Annotated in this window: 14 protein-coding genes, 1 tRNA gene and 1 pseudogene; 1 reads left to right on the top strand and 15 read right to left on the bottom strand. The window is 39.1% G+C overall.

Going from position 1 to position 15,810, the window contains the following annotated elements:
* The 5 genes and pseudogenes from CXF76_RS20795 to CXF76_RS05495 all read right to left on the bottom strand — a co-directional run.
* Positions 1-216: pseudogene (locus CXF76_RS20795) on the bottom strand (hypothetical protein); the annotation flags it as partial.
* Positions 217-290: 74 nt separating this feature from the next.
* Entirely contained in the window at positions 291-1,211 is a 921-nt protein-coding gene (locus tag CXF76_RS05510; protein ID WP_101163222.1) for a Wzz/FepE/Etk N-terminal domain-containing protein, read from the bottom strand.
* A gap of 7 nt (positions 1,212-1,218) precedes the next feature.
* Positions 1,219-3,897 carry an SLBB domain-containing protein gene (locus tag CXF76_RS05505; RefSeq protein ID WP_101163221.1) on the bottom strand — a complete coding sequence of 893 codons (2,679 nt, stop codon included), beginning with the start codon at positions 3,895-3,897 and terminating at the stop codon, positions 1,219-1,221.
* A gap of 122 nt (positions 3,898-4,019) precedes the next feature.
* Entirely contained in the window at positions 4,020-4,802 is a 783-nt protein-coding gene (locus CXF76_RS05500; protein ID WP_101163220.1) for a DUF481 domain-containing protein, read from the bottom strand.
* Between the two features lie 185 nt (positions 4,803-4,987).
* Positions 4,988-5,806, bottom strand: coding sequence for a mechanosensitive ion channel family protein (locus CXF76_RS05495; protein WP_024589843.1), 819 nt, complete (start codon positions 5,804-5,806; stop codon positions 4,988-4,990).
* A gap of 284 nt (positions 5,807-6,090) precedes the next feature.
* On the opposite strand from CXF76_RS05495, the gene CXF76_RS05490 reads away from it, so the two are divergent.
* Positions 6,091-6,166 (top strand) — tRNA-His (locus CXF76_RS05490).
* A gap of 647 nt (positions 6,167-6,813) precedes the next feature.
* Here CXF76_RS05490 and CXF76_RS05485 read toward each other — a convergent pair.
* From CXF76_RS05485 to CXF76_RS05440, 10 genes are all read right to left on the bottom strand, one after another.
* Complete coding sequence (locus CXF76_RS05485; RefSeq protein ID WP_101163219.1) at positions 6,814-8,241, bottom strand: NAD-dependent succinate-semialdehyde dehydrogenase; 1,428 nt, start codon at positions 8,239-8,241, stop codon at positions 6,814-6,816.
* A gap of 248 nt (positions 8,242-8,489) precedes the next feature.
* A complete protein-coding gene (gene fdx / locus CXF76_RS05480) occupies positions 8,490-8,828 on the bottom strand; it encodes an ISC system 2Fe-2S type ferredoxin (RefSeq protein ID WP_007586379.1) in 339 nt (112 codons plus the stop codon).
* Positions 8,829-8,839: 11 nt separating this feature from the next.
* Positions 8,840-10,702 carry a Fe-S protein assembly chaperone HscA gene (hscA, locus tag CXF76_RS05475; RefSeq protein ID WP_101163218.1) on the bottom strand — a complete coding sequence of 621 codons (1,863 nt, stop codon included), beginning with the start codon at positions 10,700-10,702 and terminating at the stop codon, positions 8,840-8,842.
* 41 nt (positions 10,703-10,743) lie between these two features.
* A complete protein-coding gene (gene hscB, locus CXF76_RS05470; protein WP_007586374.1) occupies positions 10,744-11,271 on the bottom strand; it encodes a co-chaperone HscB in 528 nt (175 codons plus the stop codon).
* Positions 11,272-11,353: 82 nt separating this feature from the next.
* Positions 11,354-11,677: an iron-sulfur cluster assembly protein IscA gene (gene iscA / locus CXF76_RS05465; protein ID WP_007377674.1), complete on the bottom strand. Its 324-nt coding sequence runs from the start codon at positions 11,675-11,677 to the stop codon at positions 11,354-11,356.
* A gap of 12 nt (positions 11,678-11,689) precedes the next feature.
* Complete coding sequence (gene iscU, locus CXF76_RS05460) at positions 11,690-12,073, bottom strand: Fe-S cluster assembly scaffold IscU (protein ID WP_007377675.1); 384 nt, start codon at positions 12,071-12,073, stop codon at positions 11,690-11,692.
* A 41-nt stretch (positions 12,074-12,114) separates the two neighbouring features.
* Entirely contained in the window at positions 12,115-13,332 is a 1,218-nt protein-coding gene (locus CXF76_RS05455; protein ID WP_002958425.1) for an IscS subfamily cysteine desulfurase, read from the bottom strand.
* A gap of 24 nt (positions 13,333-13,356) precedes the next feature.
* Complete coding sequence (gene iscR / locus CXF76_RS05450) at positions 13,357-13,848, bottom strand: Fe-S cluster assembly transcriptional regulator IscR (RefSeq protein ID WP_007586371.1); 492 nt, start codon at positions 13,846-13,848, stop codon at positions 13,357-13,359.
* A 236-nt stretch (positions 13,849-14,084) separates the two neighbouring features.
* Positions 14,085-14,810 (bottom strand): tRNA (cytosine(32)/uridine(32)-2'-O)-methyltransferase TrmJ, encoded by a 726-nt coding sequence (gene trmJ / locus CXF76_RS05445; RefSeq protein ID WP_024589846.1) that lies wholly within the window; start codon positions 14,808-14,810, stop codon positions 14,085-14,087.
* 234 nt (positions 14,811-15,044) lie between these two features.
* Entirely contained in the window at positions 15,045-15,800 is a 756-nt protein-coding gene (locus CXF76_RS05440; protein ID WP_024605444.1) for a class I SAM-dependent methyltransferase, read from the bottom strand.
* Between the last annotated feature and the right edge of the window lie 10 nt (positions 15,801-15,810).

Here is a 15,810-nt window from a genome sequence, read left to right as displayed (position 1 = left end):
ACCATACCTGTGATAATAGCGGGCAATTGCACCATCCATTGACAATAGTATAACTACAGAGGCTATTGCGATAATTGACTGATACAAAGAAAAATTAGCTAACTCATTTACTCCCATTTTTTTAGCCATATAAGGAAGTAAAAAAACAGGTATACCTTTACTTATTACTTCTCCTAAAAGGTATAAATATGACTCTTTTAAGATTATTTTTGACAAATTTTTGATCTCTGATTAAATGCTAAAAAGCGACATATAGAAAAGAAAAAGTAATATTCAAGGTTTAACACTAGTTACTTTTGTCGTTTATATATAAAAAACACTAAAAGACTGAATACAGCTATAAAAAAACCTAAAATTGCACCCATAATACTTAAAATAGCTCTTTTAGGTGAAAACTTAACTTCATCAACAATTGCAGGATCGATAGTTTTAAACACATACTCATCCCTTACCTCTGCAAGCATTTGATTTTGCACTTGCCCTTCAATCATATCGAACATGATTTTTCTTATATCTACATTCTTAGTTTCTTTAAGTTTACTTTGTAAAAAAACTACACTTTTATTGGCTTCTTCAATATCGATCATTCGTAATTTATTGTTTATAGAGTTAATAAGGCTATCTAAGATTCTTTTAGCTATATATGGTGAATAATGTTTTATAGATACACGAATAAAACCAGTGTCTTCATCTTCCGAAATAGACAAGTTTTCCTTTATTAAGTAGCGGTATGCTTCTAAGTCGCTAGGTGTTTTTGTTTTAGGGTAACTGACCTCACGCACCCAGATGTTATTTTCTATATCATAAACTTCAGAATCATAAATAAGTTCGTTTTTCTCAGCATTCCAGCCCTCAACACCTATTAGTAAGGGCTTTAGCTCATTAATATTGATAAAATCACTAATAAACGTCCTACTTTTCAGTGTTTCGATTGCTATATCACGTTTACTACCACTTCCAGCTTGTAAATTTATTCCGGCGATGGAAGCCAGTCCTCCAAATGTGGAGGATAATCCACTTAAAGTTGAGTCCTGTCCCTGTTCAACGACACTGATCAATGCCTCAGAACGATAAATATTTGGCAAAGACAGTGAGAATAAAACGGCTATTACAGAAAATAAAGCTGTAATACCTACAATTAATATACGCCCTTTCCATAATATAGAAATTAAAGTTCGGAAATCCACCTCTATGTAATCTTGATTATTCATTTTTCACCTAAAGACTTCCAATTGCTGCTACAGCTACACCTAGCTGATAAAGAATCTGCGTTGCTGTACTCCAAAGCGTTAGCTTATCCATATGCCCTGCATCCATTGGGATTACTATTGTGTCCCCTGGTTCTAACTGGTCAGCATTATTTGCTGCAAACCAGCCACCTGTATTTGGTATTTTCACTGAACCATTAGCTTTAATAATGTAAATTCGATCTTCAGCGGCACGCTCTTTGAGCCCGCCACTTAGCGCTATATAATCATCAACACTTACACCTGTTTTATAAAGATGCGATGTTGAGTAGTTAACTTCACCAATTACACTAATTGAATCGCGCTTGCTTGGTACATATAGTGTATCGCCATCTTGTAATACTAAATTTTGTTGATTATTTACAATTAACGGTAAGTCAATTACTAAACGGCCTACGGCTTCAACACTAGCGAGGTCGTTTAACAGCTTGTTCATCTCTTCATATGAAAGCGTACTACTGCTTACGGAGTTCTGAAAGCTTTTTGAAGCTATATCACGACGAAGCTCTGTAGATAAACGCGCTAGTTGCTTTTGCTCTTGCTCTTTTATCGATGCACGCGTAAATACAGCTGCTTTTTGCTCTGCAAATTTTGAAAAGCCACCCGCACGTTCAAGTAGTTCAGTAAGCGTTTCACCACGGCGTATTGTATAAGTGCCCGGGAATCTAAGCTCGCCTTTTAATTCTACTTTTACATTTTCTTGCCAGTTTGGAATTGCAAAAACATTGATGCTGTCTTTGCTTTGTAATGTAATATTACTTTGAAGTTCATCTTTCATCGCACTTTCGAGATCAAACCGTAGGTGTTCTATTTTTGAACCATCACTGGCTACAATACGTGTAATTTCAGCTTGCTTCACGTAGGCTGACTCTAACAAGCCACCCGCTGCTATTATTAAGTCTTTTGCTTCACCGCCAATCATTAATGGATAAATACCAGGGAAAGTAACGTTTCCACTGATCTCCACAAGTTGCATTGCTTGTTGCACTGATGCTTGCTGCTTAAATTTAGCAATAATTGGCGCTAGTAAGTTATGGCGGCTAAATAATGCGTAATCTTCAGGTTTGAGTTCTTGGTCTTCTTCTTCTTTTGCTTTACGTTTAGAAATTTCAGCAATTGTTAGTATTTTATTGTCTTCAAGAACAAGCTCTTCGTCTTCTTGATTAACGCCAATATATTTTTCGAATTCTTTTTGCTCAAACTTATGCCATTGCTCTGCTTTTTGTTGCTGCTCTTGTTGCTCTTGGCTAAGGGCCATATTTGCTAGAGCTGATTGCTCTGCTTCTTTTTCTTCAAAACGACTAAATACAACTATTTTGTCATTTGCTTGAAGCTGTAAATTATTTTCAGGGTTATTGATAATCGCTTGAGCAACATCAAATTGATGTGCTTCTATATCGCCGTTTATATTTATTTCGCGGATTACGAGGCCATAGCTTAAATCGGCTTGCGGTAGTAAGTCACCACGTACTGATTTAAGTACATCAGAAATACGCTTACCTTGGTGCCATTGATAATTACCTGGGCGTGCTACTGCACCAATTAGACTAACCGAATTTTGATATTGCGAGCTAACTGAATTAAAGCGAATACGGTCGCCATCTTGTGGAATATAGTTAATTTGCGATTTTGAAAAATCTACCGAGAGTACTTCTTTACGATCGAAGTTAAAGCGCTCTACAATTGCACTTTTGGCATATGCATTTGGTTTAAGGCCTCCGGCCATTGCTAATAACTGCTTAGCAGATTCACCTTTTTTAAGTTCAAAGATAGCTGGGCGTTTAACCGCACCTTCAACTCTTACTTGAGCGCCAACTGATGGAATAAATACAGCATCGCCCGGCTTTAATACGATATCGTTACTGCTATCACCATTAATAAGTAAGTCGTAAAGGTCAAAATTTGCAACTACGTTGCCTGCGCGTTTAACTTGAATATTACGAAGAGAGGCAATGTCAGACACACCACCACTTACAAATAATGCGTGCGAAACAGTTGTTAATGAAGAAACACTGTAGCTACCCGGCTTGTAAGCCTCACCTAGCACTAAAATACGCATGCTACGAAGTTGACCAAGCGATACAAAAGCTTTTACGCCAATAACTTCTTGCTCTACTTTTACTTTTATTAGTTCTTTAATTTCAGCAAAGGTTAAACCTGCAACTTCTACAGGGCTTAGATCAGGAATACTAATACGTCCTTCACGATCAACTATGACTTCAAAACTTTCGCTTTCTTTTCCGTAAAAGTTAATTTTTAACTGATCGCCAGGGCCTACAATGTACGTATCAGATACTGCGGCATTTTCGCTTGGCATAAATGTAGTGGGTTCACCTGCAAACAACTCATAACCATATGGTTTTAATTCGTCTGCTTTTGGTTTGAAGCGTTCTTCATCTGTTAGCTTTTCTTTTTCTGGCTCTGCGCGCTCACCAATACTGTTTTGTTGCTCAGTATTATTTTGATTATTAGATTGGTTTGTACCGGTGATCGTTGATATATCAACACCATACTGTTTTGCTAGGGCTTCTTGCTGAGCTTTTGGCAACTTTTTAAATTGCTCAATTTGAGATGCTGTTGGCGTAAAAGCCAAAGTACTAAAACTACAAAGTAGAATAAAAGCACTAATAAATTGTGTAAAAACTTTCACGAGTAGGTATATCCCTAGGTCTACAACCAAAATTGGTGGCTATAATACATTAATTTTGAGCAAATAAAAAAGGGACTTTCGTCCCTTTTGTCACTTTAGTGTCATTAACTTAGTTACATTGGTTAAAAACTGTAAACCAGTGTGAATGATGTTTCTGTGTCAGTGCTTTCTTTGTCGTCAGCAACATCTGAGTTGTTAGTGACATTAAAAGCGACTTTCATTTGTAATGAGCCGTTTATTTTTGCAAGCAATGCAGTTTCTGAACGAGTTTTAGTGTTTGTATCACCATACTCTACAGCAACTAATTGAGTAAAACGTGCACTCTCAGAAATTTGCCAGTTGTAATCTAATTTACCTAAGGCAATTACTTCGCCTTCAAACTCGCCAGCAAGAGAGTTACCGTTATCATCTATTTCAGTGCTGTCATCTGGGTATTCAAAATATTTATAACCAGGACCAACTTCGGCACTTAACCACATTGTTTTTTCGTTTAATAAACGTAGACCGTAACCTGCAGAAATTACCGACTCACTTCTATATGCTCCAAAATAATCTGAAACGTGTGAACCATAAATGAATAGATGAGAATGATCTTCATTTAATTTGTAATTACCTTGCGCAGAAATTGAATACTTTTCGTTAGTGCGCTGCTTATTTTTGTCGCCATTAGCATCTTCAACTTCATCTTCTTTGTAGATGCCGTCTAGCTTATATTCGTTGTTCCAGTTTTCAAGGTTATGTTGTACCTTGATACCACCTTTAAGTGTGGTTGTTTCGGTATTACCGCTTGTGATAATAGCACCAAGTTCACTGGTAACTTCCCACGTTTTTTGATCTGCGTCTGCAGCGAATGCATTTGTTGCAGCAGAGGCTGCAACTAAAACTGATAAAAGCTTTAATTTCATTAAAAAATAACCTTTGTATAAATGTATATCTATTTTATTAAAGCGTTACTTGTTAGAGCAAGCAAAACAGCTAAGTAATAATGTAAAAAATTTCATGCAGCAAATACTGCATGAAATTTTATGTCTAATAGCCGTTTTATCACTACAACAATTAAAGAAAACTTTAATTAAATAACTATTTAAAATTAGTCTTGCTTGTGTAAATGAACATCCATTTGTGGAAATGGGATTGCAATATTTGCATCATCTAATGCAATTTTAATATTTTCCATTAATGACCAGTAAGTAGGCCAGTAATCAGCAGCGTTAACCCAAGGGCGAACAACAAAGTTTACGCTAGAATCACCTAGCTCATTTACAGCTACGGTATAAGCTGGATCTTTAAGTATGCGTGTTTCTGCATCTAATACAGATTTTAATACTTCTTTTGCTTGACGTAAATCAGCATCGTAACTAACACCAATAACTAAATCGATACGGCGAGTAGACTCACGCGAGAAGTTAGTAATAGCGCCTGACATTATTTGAGAGTTTGGTACGATGATTACTTTATTATCTGGAGTGCGTAGTTCAGTTGAGAATATTTCGATTTTCTTAACAGTACCCATTTTATTACCTGCTTCAACAAAGTCACCAGACTTGAATGGGCGAAGTAAAATAATAAGTACGCCTGATGCGAAGTTAGATAATGAACCTTGTAATGCTAAGCCAACAGCTAAGCCTGCAGCACCTAAAATAGCAATGAACGAAGTTGTTTCAATACCAATTTGCGAAAGTGCCATTAAAATAGTAACAGCAAATACAAGTGTGTACACAATGCTTGAAACAAACGACCCTACAGCTTTATCTACTTTCTTTTTAGCAAAACCTTTTTCAGTTAAGTTAGAACAAAACTTGGCAATACGACTACCAAGTAAAAAGATAACAAGCGCAACAACCGCTTGAATACCGTAGTGTAATATTAGGCCTGAGTTTTCGTTAAGCCAATTAAGTACTGAATCCATATTTACTCCAAATGTTTTTTATTAAGCGTTTTCGGGCATTATTATACATTAATTTACAATTTATTCTCATAGAATAATGAATTAATACTATTAAATGCAACTATATTCGATTTTTCAGAGGCAATTATGCGATAAAATGTAGCCTACTTTGGAAAAATATTAACGACCAAATGCTAATTATATTTGCGTGATTTAAATTATTTTAATTTATTTCACTTTTAGGCTTCACAACAATTATTATTTTATGTATTATGCGCGCCACACCAAACGAGGTGTGTGTAGTGGCGGTTGTAGCTCAGTTGGTAGAGCCCCGGATTGTGATTCCGGTTGTCGCGGGTTCAAGCCCCGTCAATCGCCCCACTTTTTCTCCTAGTAATATTTCATTTCAACATATTTCAAAAATACTTAATACACCTATCAATATTCCATTTTAATCCAAATATTATTATATCTCTTATTTACAACAATTATTTAGCTACCCTATATTCTATGTTCATAACAATTAAAATGAATAAAACTGCGGGGCTTAATTTTATTGTGCATTTTTAAATTATAAACCAAGATCCTCCAGAATAAAAAGTATGTAGTTACAATCCATTTTAAGCCCCCCCTCAATTTGAGGACCTCAAGAAGAAAATAGATATATTGAGGTATAAAAGGGTTTATCATGAGCACCAGTTTTATTCGTAGGCGGAGCTTTATGCCGCGCTTTTGCGTTGGTTTAGAGTTTTATTTTCGCGAGGTAAGCCCTCGCATATAATTTATAATGAATTATAAAAAATGCCACCTTAAATAAGGTGGCATTTACACACGGGGTTATTTCTACTTATAGAAATCCTTTTACTTTTTATTTGTTTTTTTATGTTGTTTTATTAACAAAAAATATGTTCCCAAAGGTAGCATTTAGCGCTTTGGGTAGCAATAGTAAAAGGTAAAGTTCATATATCTGCCATATTAACGTCATAAAAAAGCGCGAAGTAAATTCGCGCTCGTATACTTAACTGCCGTTATATTTTAATACACACGTATTTTTCTTCTAGGTACTCATCCAGCCCTTGATGCCCACCTTCTCGGCCCAAACCAGATTGTTTAACGCCACCGAAAGGCACTACTGGGTTTGATATAACACCTTCATTTACGCCGACCATACCAAATTCAAGCCCTTCACTAATTCGGTAAATTTGCTTAATATTTTGGCTGTAAAAGTAGGCTGCTAGACCAAATGGTACATCGTTAGCAAGTGCAAGCACTTCACTTTCTTCATCAAAAGGAATAACCGTTAATACTGGACCAAATACTTCTTCGTGGTAAATATCCATCTCTGTCGTTACGTTGTTTACTATTAATGGGTTTTGAAAGCTGCCACCTAAGTCACTATTATCGCCAATCAACGTAGCGCCTTTATCAAGTGCGTCTTGTACTAACTGTTGTACTTTCTCTTTAGCTTTAGGGTAAATGAGTGGGCCAATATCAACATCGTCTTCAAAACCATTTGCCACTTTTAACGCTGCAACCTTAGGCGTGATTTTTGACAGTACTTTGTCGAGAATATTACGTTGTATAAAAATACGGTTTGCAGCAACACATGCCTGCCCACTATTTCTAAATTTAGCCGCCATTAGCCCTTCTACAGCTTCATCTAAATCTGCATTATCAAAAATGATAAAAGGCGCATTGCCGCCAAGCTCCATCGAGGTGCGTTTAATTGTGTCTGCACATTGAGATAGCAACTGCTTACCTACACCGGTAGAGCCGGTAAATGTAAACTTACGCACGACTTCTGAATCAGTCAGCATTTTACCGACTGTTTTGGCATCTTGTGAAACCAGTACATTAAATGCACCTTTAACAAAACCAGCTTGATCGGCCAAATAAGCAAGTGCGATAGCACATAGTGGCGTATGTTCAGAAGGTTTAAGTATAAAGCTACAGCCCGCAGCGTAAGCTGGAGCTACTTTACGAGTAACCATAGCAACAGGGAAGTTCCATGGCGTAATACCAGCAACAACACCTACAGGCTGCTTAAAACTAGTTAAACGATGCGAGTTATCTGTTGGCGGAATTACATCACCGTAACTGCGCTTGGCTTCTTCTGCAAACCATTTGATAAAACCAGCACCGTAATCAATTTCGCCAAGCGATTCTTTGAGCGGCTTGCCTTGCTCTTTGGTCATTAGCTCTGCAAGGGTTTGTTTGTGCTTTATAACTAGCTCATACCAGCGCATTAACGTTTCGCTTCGCTCGGTGGCATTCGTAGTTTTTAACTTAACAAAAGCCCCTTGAGCTGCAGTTATTGCGCTATTTACACCCTGCTCGTCAATATCGCTTACATCAACAATACTTTTTTCGGTCGCGGGATCGTTAACGCTAAAGCGCGTATCAGTTTTATAAAACTCGCCGTTAATAAATGAGTCAGAAAAAATAAGATTACTCAAAATACACCTCCGAAATAGATTTTAGGGATTGGGTTGAACTCGTAGCAGCGGGTTTACCCCGCGTTTATATAATCTGAAAAATACGTGATCATTTTGATGTTCAAGTTTGAGATTAGAAAAATTTAACTTAAAACGTTTGATATTTAAAAACGCGACATAAAGTCGCTGCTACGTGTTTATAAATGCTTTCTTGAAACAAAAAAGCCGCTGTATCAAACAGCGGCTTTTAATATATACATCGTTAAAAACTAGTGCTCTTCATTAACGATATTGAGATTGTACTTAGGTATTTCAACCACTAAGTCCTCATCTCTTATAATTGCTTGGCAACCAAGGCGTGACTCAGGCTCTAAACCCCATGCTTTATCTAGCATGTCATCTTCTAGCTCATCACTCTCTTGTAGTGAATCAAATCCTTCACGAATCACTAAATGACAAGTTGTACATGCACACGACTTTTCGCAGGCATGTGCAATGCTAATACCATTTTTAAGTGCAGCGTCGAGTACCGTTTGGCCTGTAGGAGCTTCAATTGCAGCGCCGTCAGGACATAATTCAGGATGTGGAAGAAAAACAATTTGTGGCATTCTAATCTCTCTTAAATGTTGTCTACTGACTGCCCTGTAAGGGCCTTTTTAATTGATGCATCCATTCTACGCGATGCAAAGTCGCTACTCGCATTATCGACTTTTTCGATAGCTGCTTTAATTTCGCCAGGCTCTTGTGCATTTTCGCGCACTTTTACCAGTTCTGCAATTTCAGCGCGTAAGTTAGCAAGTTGCATATCGTCAAGCAATGCAGCATCGGCTGCAAGTGATGCATTAAGCGCTTCTATTACACGCAGAGCTTCTACTTGTTGCTCTTTAAGCATACGTGCTTGCATGTCGCCTTTAGCGTTGCTCATTGACTCTTTTAGCATGTTAGCTACTTGGTCGTCAGATAAACCAAACGAAGGCTTAACCTGAATCTCAGCTTGTACACCTGTTGATTTTTCCATAGCTGAAACACTTAATAGGCCATCAGCATCAACTTTAAAGGTTACACGAATATGCGCAGCGCCTGCCGCCATTGGTGGAATACCTTTTAAGCTAAACTTAGCAAGCGAACGACAATCATCAACAAGCTCACGCTCGCCTTGCAGCACATGTAATGACATAGCTGTTTGGCCGTCTTTAAACGTTGTAAATTCTTGCGCGCGTGCTACCGGAATCGTCGTATTGCGCGGAATGATTTTTTCAACCAAACCACCCATAGTTTCAAGACCTAACGATAACGGTAATACATCAAGCAATAACATGTCAGAATCGGGCTTATTGCCAATTAACACGTCAGCTTGAAGCGCAGCACCTAAAGCGACAACACGATCAGGGTCGATTGAAGTTAGCGGCTCTTTATCAAAAAAGCTTTGTACTTGGCTACGTACCAGTGGCATACGGGTTGAACCGCCTACCATAATAACTTGCAGTACTTCGTCGTTTTCTATGCCAGCATCTTTTACAGCACGACGACACGAACGCAGTGTTTTTTTAACGAGAGGCATAGCCATTTCGTCAAACGTTTCGCGCGTTACTTCAACTGTGTATTTTTGATCGTCAAACTCAAGACCCACGTTTACTTTAGTGTATTGGCTTAATGCTTCTTTACAGGCTTTTGCTTTATTGATGAATAAACGTAAAACTGAAGGTGACAACGCTGACACACCAGTTTGCTGCTTAAAGTAATCAACAAGTAGTGAGTCAAAGTCATCACCACCGAGACTTGAGTCGCCACCAGTTGCCATTACTTCAAACACACCTTGGTGTAATCTAAGTACTGATATATCAAATGTACCACCGCCTAAATCATAAACAGCAATAATACCTTCTTGGCCAGAATCTAAACCATAAGCAACAGCTGCTGCTGTTGGCTCATTTAATAAACGTAGTACGTTAATACCAGCAAGTTCTGCGGCATCTTTAGTACTTTGGCGCTGTGCGTCATCAAAGTACGCTGGTACTGTGATTACAGCCCCTAAAATTTCTTGGTTGCCAAAACTTTGCTCAGCTCGTGCTTTTAATGCAGCTAAAATATGGCTTGATGCTTTAATTGGACTGATTTTACCTGCCGCAGTTTCTATTGCTAGCGCACCATTGTGCTCACAAAACTCATACGGTAGTTGCCCATAACTTTGCTCTATTTCAGCCTGAGTTTTACCTAAAAAACGCTTAACCGAAATAAGTGTATTAGCAGGGTCTTGCGTTGCTGCTTGAGCAGCTTCTGCGCCAACAGTAATACCGCCTGCTTGATAACGAACAACCGACGGTAACATAGCCGCGCCAAGATCATCAGTTAACGTGCGGGCTTCGCCACTTTGTACTGTTGCAACTAATGAGTTAGTTGTACCAAGATCAATACCAATAGCTAGTTTATGTTCGTGTGGTGCCGCGCTCTGCCCCGGCTCAGCAATTTGCAATAATGCCATAATGCTCTTTAAACTCGTGTTGCTCGCTTTGCAGCAAGTAATTAATCGTCAAATAAACTGTCTTCAATACGCTCTAGTTCGTCACGTAACTTATAAACAAACTTCAGTTTACGAATATTATCTGCGGCAAGTTGATATTGCTGCTCATCGTTACTTGCGAGTTGCTCAGCAAGTTGTGCACTGTACTGCGTGTTTAGTTGCTTAATTTGTTTTTCAAAATTTGCAATTGCAGTATCAGGATCGCGCGACGATGTTAGCTCTTCAAGCTCTTCGCGAAGTTCCATTTGCTGCATTAAAAACATTGGATCTTGCAAGGTTTGCTGCTCTGCACGAATATCAACGCCTAGCTCGCTCAACATATATTCAGCACGTTTTACTGGGTGCTTTAATGTTTGTAGCGCATCGTTAATTTCGGCGGCGCTTTGCACTGCCATTAACTTATCGCGGCTGCTCGCATTCGCGTGGCGATCTGGATGTACAGTACGCTGTAATTCCAAGTAGTGCTTGTTAACCGTTGCTAAATCAATATTGTAATCAACGGGGACTGCAAATAATTCAAAGTAACGCATAACTTCAACCAATAATATTCAGAAATAACAAAGCCCTACATTAACTGGCAGGGCTTATTTAAACTACAAAGATATTTTAAGCTTAAACGGTAAAGCTTTCGCCACAACCACACTCATCTGCTTGATTAGGGTTTCTAAATTTAAACCCTTCATTTAAGCCTTCTTTAGTGTAGTCGAGCTCTGTACCATCGATGTAAACTAAGCTTTTAGCGTCAACAATTAATGTGACACCTTTAGCCGCAAAAGTTTCATCGTCTTCGTTTAAATCGTCAACAAACTCAAGTACATAAGCAAGACCTGAACAGCCCGTCGTTTTAATGCCAACGCGCAGGCCTAAACCTTTACCGCGGTTTGCTAAAAATGATTGTACGCGGTTTGCTGCCGCATCTGTCAATGTCACTGCCATGAGTTTCTCTTCTTACTTCGCTTGTTTGCTTTTGTAGTCTGCAATTGCTGCTTGAATTGCGTCTTCGGCTAAAATTGAACAGTGAATTTTCACTGGTGGTAATTCAAGCTCTGCACTGATATCAGTGTTTTTAATTGTAGCTGCTTCGTCTAGCGTTTTGCCTTTAACCCACTCTGTTACAAGTGAAGATGAAGCAATTGCGCTACCACAACCGTAGGTTTTGAATTTTGCATCTTCAATAACGCCTTCGGCAGATACTTTAATTTGCAATTTCATTACGTCACCACATGCTGGTGCGCCTACCATACCCGTTGCCACTGACGGATCATTCTTATCTAGAGTACCTACGTTACGTGGGTTTTCTACGTGGTCGATTACTTTATCACTATAAGCCATTATTCTATCCTCATTACCTGCTAGGGTATGTGCTCACACTATTAGTGGTGAGCCCATTCAACTGAATCTAAATCAATACCTTCTTGATGCATCTCCCAAAGTGGAGACATCTCACGTAGGCGACCGATAGAGTTTTTCATTAATTCGACGGTGTAATCAATCTCTTCTTCGGTAGTAAAGCGACCAATACTAAAACGAATTGAGCTATGTGCTAATTCGTCGTTACGGCCAAGTGCACGTAATACATAAGAAGGCTCTAAGCTTGCAGATGTACAGGCTGAACCTGACGATACTGCAATGTCTTTTACTGCCATAAGTAACGACTCACCTTCAACAAAGTTAAAGCTGATATTTACAATGCCAGGTACTGATTGGTCTTGCGTGCCGTTAAAGTATACTTCGTCCATATCAGCCATAATGCCGTCGATTAAACGATTACGTAAGGCGCTGATGTGTGCGTGATCTTTTTCGAAATCTTGCTTAGCAATTTTAAACGCAGTACCCATACCCACTAATTGGTGAGTAGCTAGTGTACCAGAACGCATACCGCGTTCATGTCCGCCACCGTGCATTTGCGCTTCAAGGCGAGCACGTGGTTTACGACGAACGTAAAGTGCGCCAACACCTTTAGGGCCATACACTTTATGTGCAGAGAACGACATAAAATCAACTTTAAGCTGTTGCACGTCGATTAATACTTTACCCGCGCTTTGCGCGGCATCTACGTGGAACATAATTTTACGTTCGCGACACATTTCGCCAATAGTCGCGATATCTTGAATTACACCTAGCTCGTTATTAACGTGCATAATGCTTACAAGTACTGTGTCGTCACGCATTGTGTCGGCAAGTTTTTGTAAATCAAGTAGGCCGTTTTCTTCAACGTCCATGTAAGTTACTTCAAAACCTTGGCGCTCAAGCTCACGACATGTGTCGATTACAGCTTTATGCTCAGTTTTAGCGGTAATAACGTGCTTACCTTTTTTCTTATAAAACTGTGCTGCACCTTTAATAGCAAGGTTATTTGATTCTGTTGCACCCGATGTGAAAACAATTTCACGTGGGTCTGCATTAATTAAATCAGCAATATCTGTACGCGCCTGATCAACAGCTTCTTCTGCTTGCCAACCAAAACGGTGTGAGCGTGACGCAGGATTACCAAACTTACCGTCCATTGTCAGGCATTGCATCATTTCTTTAGCAACACGTTCGTCAACAGGCGTGGTCGCTGCGTAATCTAAATAAATCGGTAACTTCATTTCTCTCTCCGCTGCAGGTCAACCTTAAAGTTGACAGCTTACTTGAATGTTTTCCAACTGCTTAATTGCATTATTAATACTGTTATCTTGGCGCGATGCTATTTCTTTCACATCTGATTTTTCCACCAATTCAGCAAGGGTAATATTATTCAAAAATTCTTCTATGCGTGCGCTTAAGTCTGACCACAAATTATGTGTTAAACAACGCATACCACTCTGACAGCCGGTATCGGCACCTTGGCAACGTGTTGCATCGACCGATTCGTCTACGGCGCTAATAATATCGCCAACAGAGATAACGCTCGCTTCACGCCCTAGTAAATAACCACCACCAGGTCCACGAACAGAACTTACTAGGCCATTTTTACGTAAACGAGCAAATAATTGTTCAAGGTAAGACAAAGAAATTTCTTGTCTTTGTGAAATATCAGCAAGGGCTACAGGACCTACACCTGTGTGTAGTGCAACATCCAGCATAGCTGTAACGGCATATCTGCCTTTTGATGTTAACTTCATAACGCCCCCTGCACAAAAGAGTGCAAATTTTAATTACCAGAGTAAATTAGTCAAGTATTATCACTTGATAAAAATTTGATTTAGAAACTCTTACTTTTAAATTGTAGAGTTAACAAATTTTCAATACTTGACCTCTTTGGTCAAGTATTACAGCCATTGTAATTACCTGAGTAATTTAGTCAAGTATTAGCGCGTTAATTAGTCTAGGTCTTTTATAACTAATAGCTATACCTAAGTTACTTAGGGATAGCCTTATTAATTGAGGTGAGAATACCGCGTAAAATATTCATTTCAGCATCTTCAGGGTGAGCTCGGTTAAACAAACGGCGTAATTTAGTCATAACTAAACCAGGGTGTTGCTTGATGATAAAACCTGTTTTAAACAACGTGTCTTCAAGGTGATCATAAAACAGCTCAGTTTGCTTTGAGCTTGGGTAAACTGCATCGTCTTCTTCAACCTTTTTAGGTTGTTGATTTAAAAATGCCATGCGAGTTTCGTAGCTAAGTGTTTGTACGGCCATAGCTAAATTAAGCGAGCTGTACTCTGGATTAGCAGGAATACATACATGGTAATTACAAAGCTGTAATTCTTCATTAGTTAAACCACTGTTTTCACGACCAAATACTAGCGCTACAGGACCATTTACGGCTTCAGCAACGAGCTTTTCACCACATTCACGTGGTTCAACCATTGGCCACGAAAGCGTACGAGAACGCGCACTTGTGCCAATCGTTAATGTACAGTCAGCGATAGCTTCTTCAACGGTACCTACAATAACTGCATTGCCTAAAACATCAGTTGCGCCTGCAGCTAATGCACTTGCTTGGCTGTCTATTTCGCAAGCAGGATCAACTAAATAAAGTTTTGATAAACCCATGGTTTTCATGGCGCGAGCCGCCGAACCAATATTGCCCGAATGTGACGTGTTAACTAAAACAATGCGAATATCATCTAAGATCATTACTGTGCTACTTTGCTATGCCAAAAAATTGCGCAAATTCTAACATGAAAATGTAATAAGATCCTAGATTCAAAAGGCTAGATCCTATGATCAAACCCAATATAACGATTCTTACATGGATAAGTTCTGTCGCTGCAAGCAAACTATGGTTTCAGCGACAAAGTTGTCGCTGCATGCAAAGTATGATTTCAGCGACAAAAGTTCTAGGGATATAACGCCGATTTGTTTTGATGCTTAAACCATCGCCGCCTTTACATAAACATCAAAACGGTTCTTTTTGGTTTTGATTTGCATACTTGGGGTTTTATCGTTTAAGAATGGGGCGTAATCGGGGCGTTTTACAACGACGCGCTTACTGGCAAGTGGGTAGGCAAAATCAAGTAGGTCGTCAGCGTCGTTGTCTGCACCAACAAGCTCTTGAAATACGCGCATTTCTTTTTTTACTAATGCTGATTTTTCGCGATGCGGGAACATGGGATCTAAATAAACCACATCGGGCATGCTTTCACATTGCGATAGTAGAGTGTGGCTTGAACCAAATATTAGGCTCATGTTTTCTTTCATCCACAAACCAATTTCAATATCGCTATAGGCTCGCTTTAAACCATCGTATAAAAGTGCAGCTACAACCGGGTGACGTTCATGTAATATAACTTTGCACCCTAGCGAGGCAAGTACAAAACCATCTCGCCCTAAACCAGCGGTAGCATCAAGTACAACAGGTGTTGCACCTTTGTTTAAGCCAACCGCTTTAGCTATAGCTTGCCCTTTACCACCGCCAAACTTACGCCTATGGGCGGCAGCACCGGTTACAAAATCAACGTTAATTGCACCTAGTTTAGGCTCGTCGGTTTTAAATAGACTTAACCCTTTATCATCGTAATGTAAGCTAAAGCCACTGCAATTTTGCGCCCATTGGGCTAAACCAAAGCGTGTTTCTAATTCATTTAAATAAGGGCGTAACTCTTTAAAAGCACACTGAATAACCACAATAAACTCC

Source organism: Pseudoalteromonas sp. 78C3 (assembly GCF_002836695.1).
In the GTDB taxonomy this organism is placed as follows: domain Bacteria; phylum Pseudomonadota; class Gammaproteobacteria; order Enterobacterales; family Alteromonadaceae; genus Pseudoalteromonas; species Pseudoalteromonas arctica.
The sequence above is the reverse complement of the archived record's forward strand: the minus strand, read 5'-3'. Positions and strand labels throughout refer to the sequence as shown.